Annotated in this window: 17 protein-coding genes; 7 read left to right on the top strand and 10 right to left on the bottom strand. The window is 61.3% G+C overall.

The window, feature by feature from the left end; genetic code table 11:
• Positions 1–184: 184 nt before the first annotated feature.
• The 10 genes from M6D32_RS05930 to pqqA form a co-directional block, all read right to left on the bottom strand.
• Entirely contained in the window at positions 185–1240 is a 1056-nt protein-coding gene (locus M6D32_RS05930) for a 2-oxoacid:ferredoxin oxidoreductase subunit beta (protein WP_298254307.1), read from the bottom strand.
• Positions 1237–3084 (bottom strand): 2-oxoacid:acceptor oxidoreductase subunit alpha, encoded by a 1848-nt coding sequence (locus M6D32_RS05925; protein ID WP_298254306.1) that lies wholly within the window; start codon positions 3082–3084, stop codon positions 1237–1239. Before M6D32_RS05925 ends, M6D32_RS05930 begins: the two co-directional genes overlap by 4 nt.
• Positions 3054–4853, bottom strand: a complete 1800-nt coding sequence (locus tag M6D32_RS05920) for an FAD-dependent oxidoreductase (RefSeq protein WP_298254304.1) — start codon at positions 4851–4853, stop codon at positions 3054–3056. The genes M6D32_RS05925 and M6D32_RS05920 overlap by 31 nt, the downstream gene beginning before the upstream one ends.
• A 272-nt stretch (positions 4854–5125) precedes the next feature.
• Entirely contained in the window at positions 5126–5791 is a 666-nt protein-coding gene (locus M6D32_RS05915; RefSeq protein WP_298254302.1) for a DUF4286 family protein, read from the bottom strand.
• A gap of 129 nt (positions 5792–5920) precedes the next feature.
• The gene (gene pip, locus M6D32_RS05910) at positions 5921–6895 is read right to left on the bottom strand and encodes a prolyl aminopeptidase (protein ID WP_298254300.1); all 975 of its coding nucleotides are present in this window, start codon (positions 6893–6895) and stop codon (positions 5921–5923) included.
• Positions 6896–7222: 327 nt separating this feature from the next.
• On the bottom strand, positions 7223–8413 hold the full coding sequence (gene pqqE, locus M6D32_RS05905) for a pyrroloquinoline quinone biosynthesis protein PqqE (protein ID WP_298254298.1): 1191 nt from the start codon (positions 8411–8413) through the stop codon (positions 7223–7225).
• Positions 8410–8721, bottom strand: coding sequence for a pyrroloquinoline quinone biosynthesis peptide chaperone PqqD (pqqD, locus tag M6D32_RS05900; protein WP_298254296.1), 312 nt, complete (start codon positions 8719–8721; stop codon positions 8410–8412). Before pqqD ends, pqqE begins: the two co-directional genes overlap by 4 nt.
• A 27-nt stretch (positions 8722–8748) precedes the next feature.
• The gene (gene pqqC / locus M6D32_RS05895) at positions 8749–9531 is read right to left on the bottom strand and encodes a pyrroloquinoline-quinone synthase PqqC (protein WP_298254294.1); all 783 of its coding nucleotides are present in this window, start codon (positions 9529–9531) and stop codon (positions 8749–8751) included.
• Positions 9528–10454 carry a pyrroloquinoline quinone biosynthesis protein PqqB gene (pqqB, locus tag M6D32_RS05890; RefSeq protein WP_298254292.1) on the bottom strand — a complete coding sequence of 309 codons (927 nt, stop codon included), beginning with the start codon at positions 10452–10454 and terminating at the stop codon, positions 9528–9530. Before pqqB ends, pqqC begins: the two co-directional genes overlap by 4 nt.
• 153 nt (positions 10455–10607) lie before the next feature.
• The gene (gene pqqA / locus M6D32_RS05885; protein ID WP_012029362.1) at positions 10608–10688 is read right to left on the bottom strand and encodes a pyrroloquinoline quinone precursor peptide PqqA; all 81 of its coding nucleotides are present in this window, start codon (positions 10686–10688) and stop codon (positions 10608–10610) included.
• 286 nt (positions 10689–10974) lie between these two features.
• Between pqqA and M6D32_RS05880 the strand changes: the two genes are divergently transcribed.
• From M6D32_RS05880 to M6D32_RS05850, 7 genes are all read left to right on the top strand, one after another.
• Positions 10975–11244 (top strand): hypothetical protein, encoded by a 270-nt coding sequence (locus tag M6D32_RS05880; protein WP_298254290.1) that lies wholly within the window; start codon positions 10975–10977, stop codon positions 11242–11244.
• A 374-nt stretch (positions 11245–11618) separates the two neighbouring features.
• Complete coding sequence (locus M6D32_RS05875) at positions 11619–12887, top strand: PQQ-dependent sugar dehydrogenase (protein WP_298254287.1); 1269 nt, start codon at positions 11619–11621, stop codon at positions 12885–12887.
• An 80-nt stretch (positions 12888–12967) separates the two neighbouring features.
• Complete coding sequence (locus M6D32_RS05870; protein WP_298254285.1) at positions 12968–13546, top strand: c-type cytochrome; 579 nt, start codon at positions 12968–12970, stop codon at positions 13544–13546.
• Positions 13547–13588: 42 nt separating this feature from the next.
• Positions 13589–14998: an amidase family protein gene (locus M6D32_RS05865; protein ID WP_298254283.1), complete on the top strand. Its 1410-nt coding sequence runs from the start codon at positions 13589–13591 to the stop codon at positions 14996–14998.
• On the top strand, positions 14995–15471 hold the full coding sequence (locus M6D32_RS05860) for a glutathione peroxidase (protein WP_298254281.1): 477 nt from the start codon (positions 14995–14997) through the stop codon (positions 15469–15471). Before M6D32_RS05865 ends, M6D32_RS05860 begins: the two co-directional genes overlap by 4 nt.
• Positions 15468–15737 (top strand): DUF3297 family protein, encoded by a 270-nt coding sequence (locus M6D32_RS05855; RefSeq protein WP_298254279.1) that lies wholly within the window; start codon positions 15468–15470, stop codon positions 15735–15737. Before M6D32_RS05860 ends, M6D32_RS05855 begins: the two co-directional genes overlap by 4 nt.
• Before the next feature lie 6 nt (positions 15738–15743).
• A complete protein-coding gene (locus M6D32_RS05850; RefSeq protein WP_298254277.1) occupies positions 15744–16913 on the top strand; it encodes a mandelate racemase/muconate lactonizing enzyme family protein in 1170 nt (389 codons plus the stop codon).
• Positions 16914–16978 lie beyond the last annotated feature (65 nt).

The raw sequence follows: 16978 nt of genomic DNA, 5'->3' as shown, positions 1-16978 counted from the left end.
TCAGCAGGCCATGAAAAACGATATTCTGATGCTGCACGGCGTTGATCCTCTTCCTGTCCAGATGATTCGCAACCAACTGAACCCAAGCAGAATCAATGCCGTGCACTTTCTCAAGCAGAAATCGTGCCGGACGGTCGTGGGACAAGCCCGGCCATGACGACAGTATAATGGGTGAAAGCAAGTCTCAGCGAAAACTGGCGTTGATCTTGTCCAATGCGGCCGAGCCGGGACAAAGAACGTCGGCCTCAAGGCGGTTGAGCGGTTGCTCGATCGTGTTGAGATGGCTGTGCAGGTCTTCCGAGTCCGGATCGACGTAAAGCAGACCGGTGACGATCTGGCCCTTGGCGGCGTGCTTTTGCAGGAACGCCAGTGCGCCGACGCGATCGTGCGCGTCGTAATCGGCATCGATCTTGCGCAGCGCAATCTTGCTGCCGTCGTGCTGCTCGACCACCTGCACCGTGCCCGGCGCGTAATCGACCGAGATCGGCTCACGGCCGGTGAGCACGTCGAGGCGATTCACGGCATCGTTGTGCTCGCGGACATAGTCGAAGCTTTTGGTCGAACCGGCGTGATTGTTGAAGGCGATGCACGGGCTGATGACGTCGATGAAGGCCGCGCCCTTGTGCTCGATTGCGGCTGCGATCAGCGGCACCAGCTGGGTCTTGTCGCCGGAGAAGCTGCGCGCCACGAAGCTGGCGCCGAGTTGAAGCGCGATCGCCACGAGATCGACCGCGTTGTCGGTGTTGGTGACGCCCTTCTTGGACTTCGAACCGCGATCGGCTGTGGCGGAGAACTGGCCCTTGGTCAGCCCATACACGCCGTTGTTTTCGACGATATAGGTCATGTTGACGCCGCGCCGGATCGAATGCGCGAACTGGCCGAAGCCGATGGAAGCGGAATCGCCGTCGCCGGATACGCCGAGATAGATCAAATCGCGGTTGGCGAGATTGGCGCCGGTCAGCACAGAGGGCATGCGGCCGTGCACGGAGTTGAAGCCGTGCGAGTTGCCGAGGAAATAGTCCGGCGTCTTCGACGAGCAACCGATGCCGGAAATCTTCGCCACGCGATGCGGTTCGATCGAGAGCTCGTAGCAGGCTTCGATGATGGAAGCCGTGATCGAATCGTGGCCGCATCCGGCGCACAGCGTCGAAATCTTGCCCTCGTAGTCGCGATGAGTGTAGCCGAGCCGGTTCTTGGTCAGGCCCGGATGGTGGAATTTCGGTTTCGCGAGATAGGTCATGACTTCACCTTGCGCAGCGGAGTCAGCTTGAGCTGATCCTGGTGTTCGCCGATCGAATCCGCGATAAAACGTGCCGTAATCGGCGTGCCGTCGTAATGGCGGATCGGCACCAGCCGCACTGGATCGATGCCGTTCTCGTTGACGATCAGCGTGCGAAGCTGCGCGTCGCGGTTCTGCTCGACCACATAAACAAAATCATGGTCGGCGATGAAGCTCGCGACGGAGGAGTGGAACGGGAAGGCGCGGATGCGCATGCGGTCGAGCGCGTGGCCGCGTGCTTCGAGAAGCTGGATCGCTTCGTCCATCGCGGGTGCGGTCGATCCGAAATAGATCACGCCATATTTGGTCGGCTTGGCCGCGTTGGCCTGCAAGGGCCGCGGCACCATGTCCTGCGCGGTCTCGAACTTGCGCAGCAGACGTTGCATGTTGTCGGCGTAGACCGCGCCCTCCTCCGAGTAGCGCGCGTAGCGGTCGCGCGAGGTGCCGCGGGTGAAGAACGAGCCCTTGGTCGGGTGCGTGCCCGGATAGGTGCGGAACGGAATGCCGTCGCCATCGACATCGAGATAGCGGCCGAAGTCGCGTCCGTCGTCCAGCATCTCGGCCGTCATCACCTTGCCGCGGTCGTACTGCCGGGCGTCGTCCCACTTCAGCGGACGGCAGAGCCGGTGGTTCATGCCGATGTCGAGGTCGAGCATCAGGAAGATCGTGGTCTGAAGCCGTTCGGCGAGATCGAACGCTTGCGCCGCGAATTCGAACGCTTCCGCCGGATCTTCCGGGAACAGCAGCACATGCTTGGTGTCGCCGTGGGAGGCATAGGCGCAGGCAATGATGTCGCATTGCTGGGTGCGGGTCGGCATGCCGGTCGAGGGGCCGGCGCGCTGCACGTTCATGATCACGGCCGGGATCTCCGCGAAATAAGAGAGGCCGATGAATTCCGTCATCAGCGAGATGCCGGGGCCGGAGGTTGCGGTGAAAGCGCGCGCGCCGTTCCAGCCGGCGCCGATCACGATGCCGATGGAGGCGAGTTCGTCCTCGCCTTGCACGATCGCGTATTTTGCCTTGCCGGTTGCGGGATCGTGCCGCAGTCGCTTGCAATGGGTCGTGAAGGCATCCGCCAGCGAGGACGACGGCGTGATCGGATACCAGGCGCAGACGGTGGCGCCGCCATAGACGGCCCCGAGCGCAGCCGCGCTGTTGCCCTCGATGAAGATTCGGTCGCCGACCGCGTCGGCCTTCCTGACGCGCAGGCCGATCGGGCATTTCAGGTTTTGCAGCGCCCAGTCGCGCCCGAGATGCAGCGCGTGGACGTTCGAGGACAGGAGCTTTTCCTTGCCCTTGTACTGCTCGCCGATCAATTGCTCGATCAGCTTCGGGTCCATGTCGAGCAGCGCACAGAGGGCGCCGAGATAGATGATGTTCTTGAAAAGCTGGCGCTGGCGCGGATCGGTGTAGGTGGAATTGGTGATCGCGGTCAGCGGCACGCCGATCACGGTGATGTCCGCGCGAAATTTCGTCTGCGGCAGCGGCTTGGTGGAATCGTAGAACAGATAACCGCCGGGCTCGATCCCGGCGACGTCCTTGTCCCAGGTCTGCGGGTTCATCGCCACCATCAAGTCGACGCCGCCGCGCGCGCCGAGATGGCCGTCTTCCGTCACGCGTACTTCATACCAGGTCGGCAGGCCCTGGATGTTGGAGGGGAATATGTTGCGCGGGGAGACTGGCACGCCGTGGCGGAGAATGGCGCGGGCGAACAGTTCGTTGGCGCTGGCCGAACCCGAGCCGTTGACGTTGGCGAAGCGGACGACGAAGTCGTTTACGCTGCTGATCGGGCTTTGGTCGGGCATGACTTTCCTGCTTGGGTCATATCGATGAGATATTTCTGCATGTCCCAGGCGCCGGTGGGGCAACGCTCGGCGCACAGCCCGCAATGCAGGCAGACGTCCTCGTCCTTCACCATGACGCGTCCGGTCTTGAGGTCGCTCGAGACGTAGAGATCCTGATCGGCATGCTGCGACGGCGCTTTCAGCCGCTTGCGCAGATCCGCCTCATCGCCGTTCTCTGTGAAGGTGATGCAATCCATCGGGCAGATATCGACGCAGGCATCGCATTCGATGCAAAGCGAAGTCGAAAACACCGTCTGCACGTCGCAATTCAGGCAGCGTTGCGCTTCGCCGAGCGCAAGCTTGACGTCATAGCCAAGTTCGACCTCGGTGCGGATGTCCTTCAGCGCGATCACCTTGTCGCGATGCGGCACCTTGAAGCGCTTGTCGTCGGAAATGTCGTTGTCGTAGCTCCACTCGTGGATGCCCATCTTCTGCGAGGAGACATGCACCTGTGGCAGCGGCCGCTCCTGCACGTCTTCGCCGGAGATCAGCCGGTGGATCGAGAGTGCAGCGTCGTGGCCATGCGCCACCGCCCAGATGATGTTCTTGGGTCCGAACGCCGCATCGCCGCCGAAAAACACCTTCGGGTGCGTCGATCCCATGGTCTTGGGATCGACTTTCGGCATGTTCCATTTGTCGAACTCGATGCCGCAGTCGCGTTCGATCCAGGGAAACGCATTCTCCTGGCCGACTGCGACCAGCACGTCGTCGCAGTTGATCGTTTCGTCAGCTTCGCCTGACGGTACCAGGCTGCGCTTGCCATTGGCGTCGTACTCGGCCTTCACCTTCTGGAAGGTGACGCCGGTGAGCTTGCCGTTGTTATGGACGAAGGCGGTCGGAACCATAAAATTGAGGATCGGAATGTCCTCATGCATGGCGTCTTCTTTTTCCCAAGGCGACGCCTTCATCTCCTCGAAGCCGGAGCGCACGATCACCTTGACGTCCTCGCCACCGAGGCGGCGCGCGGTGCGGCAGCAATCCATCGCGGTATTGCCGCCGCCGAGCACGATCACGCGCTTGCCGATCTTGTCGGTGTGGCCGAACGAAACGCTGGACAGCCAGTCGATACCGATATGGATGTGGCTTGCCGCCTCTTCGCGTCCGGGAATGTCGAGTTCGCGGCCGCGCGGTGCGCCGGAACCGACAAAGATCGCGTCGAAGTTCTCCGACATAAGCTTCTTCAGGCTATCGATGCGATGACCGCCCTTGAACTCGATGCCAAGGTTCAGGATGTAATCGGTCTCTTCGTCGATGACGGAATCGGGCAGGCGGAACTTTGGAATTTGGCTCCGCATCATGCCGCCGGCTTTCGGGTCCTGGTCGAACACGGCGCAGTGGTAGCCGAGTGGCGCAAGATCGCGTGCGACCGTCAGTGAGGCCGGACCGCCGCCGATAATCGCAATGCGTTTGCCGTTGTTGGCGCCCGCGCGCGGCAGGCGGCTTTTGATGTCGTCCTTGAAATCGGCCGCAACGCGCTTGAGGCGGCAGATCGCGACCGGAGTTTCCTCGACGCGGCCGCGGCGGCATGCCGGTTCGCAGGGACGATCGCAGGTGCGGCCCAGAATTCCGGGAAACACATTCGATTTCCAATTGATCATGTAGGCGTCGCTGTAGCGGCCCTCGGCGATCAAGCGGATATATTCCGGAACGGGGGTGTGGGCGGGACAAGCCCATTGGCAGTCGACTACTTTGTGAAAGTAGTCCGGCGCAGAGATATCAGTCGGTTTCATTACTACCTATCCGCGCCAGGATACTTTGAGAGCAGCGCGGCCTTATCTTGCTTGCGAACGCTTGATACGGCGTTCTTTTCGGATTCCAAATTGCATCATCCGCTTCTCGTATTAAAGCCAATCATGCTGATCCACAAAGCCAATTTTGTTTGATCTTGCTGTTTTGCGCCCTGGCCGATGCAATGATCATAAAAGCTGGTTTATGTGGCACTGCAGCATGAGAAAATGCACGTTTCGCGCGCAGGAATATTTCTTCTCATGAAATGTCCGCCCTATGAAATGTCAGCTTTGGCGATATCCCACTGCAAGCGGTAAATGCCGTTCGAAATAACCATCGGCTTGAACGCGATGTTGTCGGCTATGCGGCGCGTGGCCACATCCGCCACCGTGTCGTCGGTTGCGTCGATCAGGACGAACCAGTCGCGACCGCCCGCGCCTGCAGCCGCGGGAATTTCTGTCGTCGGCCCCGACAATGTCGGATCGCTTTCGATCACGTGCATCGAAATGATGCCGTCGATCGATTGCGGATCAAGCGCGGTACGCAGCGCTTCGCGCAACGTGTCGTGGCCGCCGCTCGGGGGACGAATTCGAACGATGCCGAGGAACGCGCCACGTCCCTTGCCGCGGCTGACGGTAATACGCGCAACGCTGCGGATCATGTTCCTGAAACGCGCCATCGTTGTCTTCGACCACGCGGTCGGGTTGGCGAGGCGGGTTTTGTAGGCGGGGCTATTGAGGACCTCGATCGCTTCCGTCGAATACAGGCAAAGATATTTCGGCGCGTCTTCGATGGCGATGTAACGCCGCGCCTCGATGAAGCCTTCGATCGCGACCCGCTCTTCCAGATGTTCGCGGTCATACCATCGGTTGAAATCGGCCTCGTGCTCGAGATCGACATCCATTGACGTCAGCAGCATGCCTTTTCCGGCGATCGGCATTTTTGTTCTCCGCACAACCCTCATGGTGAGGAGGCGCAAAGCGCCGTCTCGAACCATGAGGCCCAGCTCTTGGCCTCATCCTTCGAGACGCTTGCTTCGCAAGCTCCTCAGGATGAGGGGATGGATCGGCTAACCCGTTATCTTCGATGCCAGGTCCGCGATTCCCCGCATCACTGCATTGCGTACGCCGGGATCGTAGAGCGTGTGACCGGCGCCTTCGACGATACGAAGTTCGGCGTCCGGCCATCTCGCAGCCATCGCATGCGAAGTCGAGGGCGAGCACAGCAAATCATACCGTCCCTGGACGATGATGCAGGGAATTCCCTTGAGCTTTTTGGCATCCTCGAGAATCTGGTTCGGCCGCATGAAGCAATCGTTCGCAAAGTAATGCGCTTCCATGAAGGGCGTGGCGGGCAGGGGGCCTGTCGATTTCAGCGACGCGAGGTCGAGCCGCGTGCGCGACGGCGAAACCTCCGACAGGATCCGCTCGGTGCCATGCCAGGCGCGGGCGAAGGGCGCGTGTACGGCGGCGTCCGGATCGAGAATGCGCCGCCAATAGGCTTGCAGCGGCTGGTTGCGCTCGGCTTCAGGCAACAGCCCGATGAAATCTTCGCTGAGCCCGGGATGGAACCGCGGCAGCGTTTTCAGGAACGCGGTATCGAGTTCCTCGCGCGTGCCCAGGAATGTCGCGCGCAGCACGATGCCGGAGACACGATTTGGGTGGGCCTGTGCGTAAGCCAGCGCCAGCGTCGCGCCCCAGGAGCCGCCGGCGACCATCCAGCGCTCGAAGGCGAATTTCTCGCGGATCATTTCCATGTCCGCGATCAAATATTGCAGCGTGTTGTGCTCGCGGCGGCCCTTCGGGCGGCTGCGGCCAGCGCCACGCTGATCGAACAGCACCGCGTGAAAGCGTTCGGGATCGAACAGACGGCGATGATCCGGCTGGCAGCCGCTGCCGGGCCCGCCATGCAGATACACGGCGGGAATGCCGCCTTCGCGGCCGACGCTTTCGACATAGATCTCGTGGCCATTGCCGACCGGCAGCAGCTCTGATGTCAGAGGCGCAAAGGGATCCGCGCGTCCCGCGCCCGCATCAGGAGGCATCGCTAGTGTCCCGGTTCTGACATTCGTATCATGTTGCAGCGTCCTCCGTTACGAATGTCAGAACCAAAGGGACACTAGTGCGGTGAATTTGAAGTTCCTATCAGTTTCGCGGTAACCTCATCATAGGAACTTCAAATTCTAAACCGCACTAGAATCATATAATTGGCTAGTGCTCCTTTGATTCCGAAGTTCGTAAACGTGGAGCCGCAATATGATACGAACTTCGGAATCGGAGCACTAGTAAATTAAGATTCCAGTGCGGTCTAGGATTTGACATTCGCTTGGAGAACTCGATGCAAGACTGAAGCGAATGTCAAATCGGCCGCACTAGTCCGGCTCCGGCGTGCCGCCTGCGAAATTGCGATAGATGAAACGGTTGTGTTGGCCGGCTGCCTCTTCGGACGCGACCTTGAAGATCCGATCATGATGCGGGGATAGCGTGCAGGCCGGGTCGGTGTTGCCGGCATCGCCCGTCAATGCGAAAGCCTGGCATCGGCAACCACCGAAGTCGACCTCACGGAACTCGCAGCTCTTGCACGGCTCCGCCATCCAGCCGGTACCGCGATAGCGGTTGAAGGCTTCGGAATTTTGCCAGATCCAGGCAATCGAGTGGTTGGAGCGCACGGATTCGAATTCGAGCCCGGTGATGCTTTCCGCGGCATGGCACGGCAGGATCTTGCCGGCGGGCGAAATGTTGAAGAACTGCCGTCCCCAGCCGCCCATGCATTTCTTTGGCCGCAGCGCATAGTAATCCGGCACGACATAGTCGATGGCGAGAACGCCCTTCAGCCGCGCCTGCGCTTCCTCGACAATGCGGCTCGTTTCCTCGATCTGCTCCAGCGTCGGCATCAAGGCTGCGCGGTTCTTCAGCGCCCAGCCGTAATATTGCACGTTGGCGACTTCGAGCCGGTCGGCGTCGAGATCGACCGCCATCTCGATGATATCGGGCAATTGATGCAGGTTCTGCCGGTGCATGACGGCATTCACCGTCAGCGGCAGTTCGAGATCGCGCGTCCATTTGGCGACCTCAAGCTTCTTGGCGTGCGCCTTGAAGCCGGCGACGCGATCGGCCACCACAGGCTCATTCCCCTGAAAACTGATCTGCACGTGGGAGAGGCCGGCATCGGCGAGCGCCGAGAGCCTGTCGCGCGTCAGCAAAACCGCCGACGTAATCAGGTTGGAATAGAGCCCGACGTCGCTTGCGCGCTGGACCAGTTCGACCAGGTCCTTGCGCGCGGTCGGCTCGCCGCCGGAGAAATGAATCTGCAATACGCCGATCTCGGCGAGTTCCGACAAAACCTTTTTCCATTCGTCGGTCGAGAGTTCGCTGCCGGCGCGGTCGAGTTCGACCGGATTCGAGCAATACGGACATTGCAGCGGGCAACGGTGCGTGACTTCGGCTAGGACCGCCAGCGGGATGCCATAAGCTTCCGCGGTCGAGCGGCGGGATTCGAGCGCGGCCAGCCCGTCAGCGGGATCGGCGACGACCTGATTGGCGTCGGTCAGTGTCGGACTCATGGCGTCTTCTCCCGAGCTTCGGTGAGAAAGCCCTTGTCGGCGAGGTCCTGCAGCATGGCGACCACGTCGGTTGCGATCGCTTCGCGGGGCGCGGCATATTTGGCGGCGAGCTGATCGACCATTTCCGCGACGCTGCGCACGCCATCGCACAGGTGCAGCACTTCCACCGCGATCTCGTCGGGGGCGAGCACCCGTTCAGGTGCCAGGATCACCCAGACCTGCCGCGTCTCATCGAATTTCAGCCTGGTGTGGCGCGGCAGTTTCGGCCGGCTCGCCTCGCTGACGGTGATGTTGCGGCCAGATGCCATTGCGTTTCTCTACTCGGCGTTTCTCTTCTACTTGCCTTCTTTCGGCACGAAGGCGCCCGGCGGAATATGGCCCTCGACATAGGCATGATACAGCGCATCGAGCTGAACCCATAGCACGTTGGTCTTGAAGATCAGCGCGTTGCAAACCGCCTCGCGTTGTTCCGGCGTTTTGGCGTGCGCCTTGACGTAGTCGAGCGCGAACCCGGCATCGCGCGGCGCCTGGGTCAGGCGGCGGCTGAAGTAGCTCATGATGTCGGGATTGACGAAATCATAGTGGGCGAGCATGCCGGAGATGCGCTCTTCGTGCAGGTTTGGCGCAAACAGTTCCGTCAGCGAGGAGGCGATGGCCTCGAGCGGGCTCTTGTCGCGCACGAAATGCACATAGGCTTCGACTGCAAAGCGCGTCGCCGGCAAGATCCCTTCAGTGGACTCGACGTAGGCTGTGTCCAACCCCAAACCTTCAGTCAGCTTCAGCCAGCGCTCGATGCCGCCTTCCTTGCCCGCGTCGCCGTCGTGGTCCTCGATCCGGTGCCGCCATTCCAGGCGGGTGTTGCGGTCGCGGAAGCGCGAGATCACCACCGCATCCTTGATCGGAATCGTGCTCTGATAATAGTAGCGGTTGAGCGCCCAGGCCTGCACCTGGCCCTTGTTGAGCTTGCCGCCATGCAACAGCCGATGAAACGGATGCAGGCTGTGATAGCGCGTCTCGCCGATATAACGCAGCGCGGCTTCCAGTTCCCCGGCGTTGTTCAACACGGTCTTGCCGCCGAGCGAAAGCGCCGTCATCCCTTCCAGCTTGGTCGCACTCACAGCATTATCTCCATTCCATCCGCCGGGATCTGCCATCCCGCCCGCTCGACCACCTTCCGTTCCTCGGAATCGTGCAGCAGCGCCGGGTTCGAGTTGTTGATATGCAAGAATATCTTTCGCTCGATGCCAAGAGTTTCAAGGGCTGCGATCGCGCCTCTTTCGCCCGACATCGAGATATGCCCCATGCTTTGCCCGGTCTTGGTGGACAGGCCGGCGACGATCATCTCGTCGTCCCGCCACACGGTACCGTCGAAGAACACCAGCGGCGCCCCCTTCAGTCTCGATTTGAGATCGTCGGTCACTTCGGCGCAAGCGGCCAGAAAGTAGAAGAACTTGTTCGTTGCTTTGTCGCGGATGCGAAGTCCGAGCGTGTCGCCCGCGGCCTCGCTCGCCTCGCGCCGCTCGCCTTCCAGATACCAGGCGCCCTTGCCGGTGACCTCGAACGGCAAAATCTCGATGCCGGAGGGCGAGCCATCGGGAAGCGCAGGCTCGAACACCTGGTCGATCGCGATTGGTTGCCGTTTCACGTTCTTCTCGCCCAGCACGTTGAAGACGCTGTTGGCCTTCAAGGTTGCGAGCACCTTGGGGTGGGCGTAGATCGTAAACGGCCAACCTTCGCGCATAGACAACAGGCCGGCGATCGCGTCGATCTCGCCATTGGTCAGGATCACGCCTGATATCGGCGAGTGACGAAGCTTGCCGGGGGCAGGGTGAAGCTGCGGGGCCTGGATCAGTTGCTGGCGCAGGTCCGGCGAGGCGTTGATCAAAAACCAGTGGCTGCCATCAGCGCTGACCGCGAGCGAGGCTTGCGAGCTTTGAAGTTCGGGATGATCGGTTCGCGCGGCCTGACAAACCCGGCAGCCGCAATTCCACTGCGGAACGCCACCACCCGCCGCGGCGCCCAGGATGACGACGCGCAACATGATCCGTCTCCTGGAGTCCCTGAAATTCGAACGACTGGTGCGAGATTGTTCCAGAAACTACAAAGGTGGATCCCGGAGTGACAAACATCCCCAATAGGGACGCATCACGCCCAGCGATCCACCTTGGTCAGATTGAAACTTGCGTGCTGTCGCTTACTTGCGGGCAGCGCAGGCATACATGTTGATTTCCATGCCGACCGGCACTTCGACGATCTTTGGTGCTTTCCAGGCCATTTTGGCTCTCCTCGGGGTAAAACCGGACGGACTCCGCCCTCCCTTCACGTTAATACAGATCGAAAAGTTCGCCAGCGGAATCTTGGCCCACCGTGATTCCGAGCCGGAAATGTTGCGACGCACAATATTTTCGGAGGCCCGTGGCGGGTCCTCGTCAAACCAATGACGCATCAACGGGTTCTCTGGGCAGGGTGTGCGTAGGGGATCGGCCGGTCCGCTCCGGCCACTTTCGGATAAAGCAACTGTGAAAGACGGCGGGCATCGTCCGCCGGTAACAGGTTCGATCATGCCGCGATATTTCTTCAATACGCGTATCGGCGACGAGTTGATCGCCGACCCCGAGGGCGAAGAACTGCGAAATCCCGATCGCGCCTGGGAAGTCGCCCGCGCCATGATCCACGAACTCGTGAGGATCGAGGGCGTGGAGAACCTCATGCGCGCGGTTCTCGAGGTGACCGATGCCGAGGGCGAGATCGTGCTTGAGTTTCCGTTTGCCGAAGCCGTCCTTGATGACACCGATGCAGATGACGACGACATACCCGTCACGAAGCATTGATGGGACGCCACAGACCAGATCACATCGAAGCCGGATAGAGTGCCACACTAGTGTAGTGGATTTGACATTCGCTCCCCCAAGCCGCGAGTCCGGAAAGCGAATGTCAAATCCTAAACTACACTAGAATCTAATATTTCTAGTGATCCTGTGATTCTAACCATTCGCAAAGTGGGCGCCGAGGGGGGATGCGAATGTTAGAATCGGATCACTAACGTCTGCCGTCCTGGCGAGACGTTTCCCGCCGCAGCGCCTGAAAGATGTTTCCGATTGCCTCCGGGCTCGGAAATATTCCACACTGCGCCATGAAGTCCGCCGTCGCAGGCCAGGGGTTTGCCTCGCGCACGGATCGAAGACTTCCACAAAGGGAGAAGACTATGAGGATCAGTTCATCGGCGCCGCGCAGCCTGTTGCTCGCGGGCGCCTTCATTGGCGTATTGAGTTATGGCGCGGCCGCCCAGACGGCCAGTCCCCCGGCCGCGGCTCCCGCCGCAGCCCCAGCGCTCCCGCCGGGTTCGCCGCTGATCGGCCGTCCTGACAGCGAAGCGGCGGCAAAGCTGGCGCCTGTTGCGGCTCCGCCGATCGCAGCCGCGCCCGACAAGCTGCCGATGGACAAGCTGAAGGTGCCGGCCGGCTTCCACCTCGAAGTCTATGCCGCCGGAATGCCCAATGCGCGCGAGATGGCGCTCGGCGACAAGGGTACGGTTTTCGTCGGCAGCCGTACGGTCGACAAGGTCTATGCCATCATCAACAAGGACGGCAAACGCGAAGTCAAAGTGATCGCTTCGGGCCTTTACCGGCCGAACGGGGTCGCCTTCAAGAACGGCACGCTCTACATCGCCGAGCTTTCGAAGGTCTCGAAGATCGAGAATATCGAGGATCATCTCGACAATCCGCCGAAGCCCACGGTGATCTACGACAACCTGCCGAAGGATGAAGCCCACGGCTGGAAGTTCATTGCGGTCGGGCCGGACAACAAGCTCTACGTTCCGGTCGGCCAGCCCGGCAACAACGTGCTGCACGACAAGGATCACGGCCAGATCCGCCGCATCAACCTCGACGGCACCGGCGCGGAGGTCATCGCACTCGGTGTTCGCAACACGGTCGGTTTCGACTGGAATCCGCTGACCAAGCAGCTTTACTTCACCGATAACGGCCGCGACTGGCTGTCCGAAGACGTTCCGAACGACAAACTCAACCGTCTCACCAAGGTCGGCGAAGACTTCGGCGCGCCCTATTGCTACCAGGGCAACATTCCGGATCCCGAGTTTGGCTGGGGCCATTCCTGCAGCGAGTTCACGCCTCCGGTGGGTCTGATGGGTCCGCATGCAGCCGCACTCGGCATGCGCTTCTATACCGGCAAGATGTTCCCGGCGAGCTTCAAGGACCAGCCCATCATCGCGCGTCACGGCTCGTGGAACCGGACTCACAAGTTCGGTGGTGACGTCGTCGTCGCTCATCTCAACAAGGACGGCACGGTCAAGAACATCGAGCCGATTGTCACCGGCTTCCTTCAGGACAACAAATATGTCGGCCGGCCGGTCGACGTGATGCAACTGAAGGACGGTTCGATGCTGATCTCCGACGACTGGAACGGTGCGGTCTATCGCCTGAGCCACGGCAAGTCGAAGGTCGCCGCACAATAAGCGAGCGGATCGCAATCGGGGGCGGCCGAACGGTTCGCCCCCGATTTTTGTTTTTGAAGGTGGATCTGAAGGCAAGGTCGATGCGACGAATAACTACAATCATAGCCGCGCTGGGGTTGGCGTCGCTCGCCGGCTCGGTTGATGCGGCGGACACCATCGAGCAGCGCGCCGTCCAATGCTTTGCCTGTCACGGCGAAAATGGCCAGTCCGAAATGGAGAACACGCCTTCGCTCGGCGGCCAGCAGGCGCCCTATGCGCTGATCCAGCTGTTCATGTTCCGTGAAAAGCTGCGCACGTTCGAGCCGATGAACGAGATGACGAAATCGTTCACCGATGACGATCTCCAGAAATTTTCCGACTTTCTCTCCAAGCTGCCGAAGCCGCAGCCGCCGGCTGATGCCGGCGATCCCGCACGCATGCAGCGCGGCCTGGCGCTTGCGCGAGCCAACCGCTGCAACTCATGCCACAACCCCGATTTCTCCGGCAAGGAGAACGTGCCGCGGCTCGCCAATCAGCGCGAAGACTATCTCAACAAGACGCTCAGCGAATACAAGGACAACACCCGCCACGGCTACGACGGCACCATGGCCGATGTGATGGGCTCGGTCACCAAGGAGCAGATCCCGGACCTGGCCTATTACATTTCGCATTATCGCTAAGGGGCGTTACAAAGCTGAGGGGCCGACAACAAGGGGCTGAACATGAAGGATATCTGGCGCCTGCCGGCCGAGGAGCTGGCCGGCCTGATCCGGTCGAAGCAGGTTTCGGCCAAGGAAGCCGCCACGGCGGCGCTGGCGCGGCTTGATGCGGTCAACCCCGCGATCAACGCCGTGATCGACCATCGTCCCGACGAGGTGCTGTCGCAGGCTGCCGAGGTCGATGCTGCAATCGCGCGCGGCGAAGATCCGGGGCCGCTGGCGGGCGTGCCGGTGACGATCAAGGCCAATATCGACCAGGCCGGCTATGCCAACACCAACGGGCTGAAGATGCAGCGCGATCTCATTGCGCGCGACAACAGCCCCGTCGTCGACAGTCTCCGCAAGGCGGGTGCCGTCATGCTCGGGCGCACCAATTGTCCGGCGTTCTGCTACCGCTGGTTCACTACCAACCTCATTCACGGCAACACCAAGAACCCGCGCGATCCCTCGATCACGCCGGGCGGCTCGTCCGGCGGCGCTGGAGCTGCGGTCGCGGCCGGCATCGGCCACATCGCCCATGGCACCGATATCGCGGGTTCGATCCGCTATCCCGCTTACGCCAATGGCGTGCATGGCTTGCGCCCGACGACGGGGCGCATTGCCGCTTTCAATGCCGCGCTGCCCGAGCGCACCATCGGCGCGCAGATCGCAGCCGTTTCGGGACCGCTGGCGCGAACCATCGGCGACTTGCGGATCTCGCTCGCGGCGATGTCGGCGCCTGATGCGCGCGATCCCTGGTGGGTGCCGGCGCCGCTCGAGGGCCCGCCGATGCCCAAGCGTGCGGCGGTCTGCGTCGATCCCGACGGGCTCGACCCGGTCGCCGAGGTGAAGGCCGCAGTAGCCGATGCCGCGAAGCGTCTGGAACGCGCCGGGTGGACGGTCGAAGAGGTCACGTCGCTGCCTCCCTTGAAGGAAGCGGCCGAACATCAAACGAGACTCTGGCTCGGCGACAATTATGAAGGCCAGCTCGCCGCTGCCGAACGCGAGGGCGATCCCGGCGCGCTTGCCTGTCTGCGCGGCAACCGCTCGAAGGTCTATCCGTTCGATCATCTGACGCTGTCAAAGATCCTGACGCGGCGCGCGACGCTGGTGCGCGACTGGTCGCTGTTCCTGGAAAAATATCCGGTACTGGTGATGCCGGTGTCGGGCGAATTGCCATTCCCCGACGAGTTCGACACCAAGGATGAGACGTCCTTCGCGCGCGTCTGGCACGCGCAATTGCCGCAGATCGCGATTCCCTTCATGGGCTTGCCGGGCCTAACGGTTACCACGGGCCTGGTCGGCCGCGTGCCGGTCGGCGTTCACGTCGTCGCCGGCCGCTACCGCGAGGATCTCTGCCTGCTGGCGGGCGAGGCGATCGAGGCCGGCGGGTTGCCGTCCTCGCCGGTTGATCCTTATCGGGGTGGAACATGACATCAATCTACGATTTCAGCGCCAAATCGCTCGCAGGCGATGATACCGCGCTCAAGCAGTTTGCAGGCAAGGTGCTCCTGGTCGTCAATACGGCGAGCGCCTGTGGATTCACGCCGCAGTATAAAGGCCTCGAAGCGTTGCAGCTGAAATACGGTTCGCGAGGCTTTTCCGTGCTTGGGTTTCCCTGCAACCAGTTCGGTCGTCAGGAACCGGGCAGCGCCGCCGAAATTGGCGAGTTTTGCGAGAGCAACTACGCCATCAGCTTTCCGATGTTCGAGAAAATCGACGTCAATGGTGGCAACGCCCATCCGCTCTATCAATATCTCCGGCGCGAGAAATCCGGACTGCTGGGTTCTTCGATCAAATGGAATTTCACCAAATTCCTGGTCGACCGTTCCGGCAAGGTGGTAGGGCGTTACGCGCCGACCACGACGCCGGAACAGCTCACCAAGGATATCGAGGCATTGCTGTGAACGAGAACAACGAAACCCAACCCGATCAATTGCCGGACCGGCTCTCCGTCGATCCCAAGAGCCCCTATTACAATGAGGCGGTGCTGACGCGTGACGTCGGCATTCGCTTCAAGGGCGTCGAGAAAAACAACGTCGAGGAATACTGCGTCAGCGAGGGCTGGATTCGCGTTAGCGCCGGCAACGCCAAGGACCGCTACGGCAATCCGCTGACCATCAAGGTGCACGGTCCGGTCGAACCGTATTTCCGGGATAAGCCGAAAGCCTGATCGCCAATGTCCGTCCGCATTATCGACATCCAGGAAGTCACCAAGCCGATCTCGTCGCCGATCCGCAACGCCTATATCGACTTCACCAAGATGACGACGAGCCTGGTTGCCGTCGTCACCGATGCGGTGCGTGATGGCAAGCGCGTGGTCGGCTATGGCTTCAATTCCAACGGCCGTTACGGGCAGGGCGGGCTGATCCGCGAACGCTTTGCAGGCCGCGTCAAGGAAGCCGATCCGATGACGCTGCTCAACGAAGCCGGCGACAACCTCGACCCCGACAAAATCTGGTCGACGCTGATGTCGAACGAGAAGCCGGGCGGACATGGCGAGCGCTCGGTCGCGGTCGGCACCATCGACATGGCGGTGTGGGATGCCGTGGCGAAAATCGCGAACAAGCCGTTGTTTCGCCTGCTTGCCGAGCGCCACGGTGTGGCGGCCAATCCACGCGTCTTCGTCTACGCCGCCGGCGGTTATTATTATCCGGGCAAGGATCTGTCGATGCTGCGCGCGGAGATGCGCGGCTATCTCGACCGCGGCTACAACGTCGTCAAGATGAAGATCGGCGGCGCGCCGATCGAGGAAGACCGCACGCGGATCGAAGCGGTGCTGACGGAGATCGGTAGCGCCGCGCGGCTCGCCGTCGACGCCAATGGCCGTTTCGATCTGGAGACCGCGATCGCCTATGCCAAGATGCTGCGCGACTATCCGTTGTTCTGGTACGAGGAGGCCGGCGATCCGCTCGACTTCCAGCTTCAGGCGGCGCTCGCTGAGTTCTACCCTGCGCCGATGGCGACGGGTGAAAATCTCTTCAGCCACCAGGACGCGCGCAATCTGTTGCGCTACGGCGGCATGCGGCCCGATCGCGACTGGCTGCAATTCGATTGCGCCTTGTCTTACGGGCTCTGCGAATACCAGCGTACGCTGGAGGTGCTGAAGGTCGCGGGCTGGTCGGCGAGCCGCTGCATCCCGCATGGCGGCCATCAGATGTCGCTCAATATCGCCGCTGGTCTCGGGCTCGGCGGCAACGAGAGCTACCCGGACCTGTTCCAGCCCTATGGCGGTTTCCCGGATGGCGTGCGCGTCGAGGACGGTCACATCACGATGCCGGATTTGCCCGGTATCGGGTTTGAGGGAAAGTCCGACCTCTACCGCGAGATGAAGACGCTGGCGTCGTAGGGCCGCGCTTCCATCCTTACGCTCCTCGCTACTCGCATTTTAGAATCCCTCGAACAAAGCCCACT

The organism is Bradyrhizobium sp. (genome assembly GCF_027307225.1).
Lineage (GTDB): Bacteria > Pseudomonadota > Alphaproteobacteria > Rhizobiales > Xanthobacteraceae > Bradyrhizobium.
Note: the sequence above shows the minus strand (reverse complement) of the source record. Positions and strands in the feature narration are given on the sequence as shown.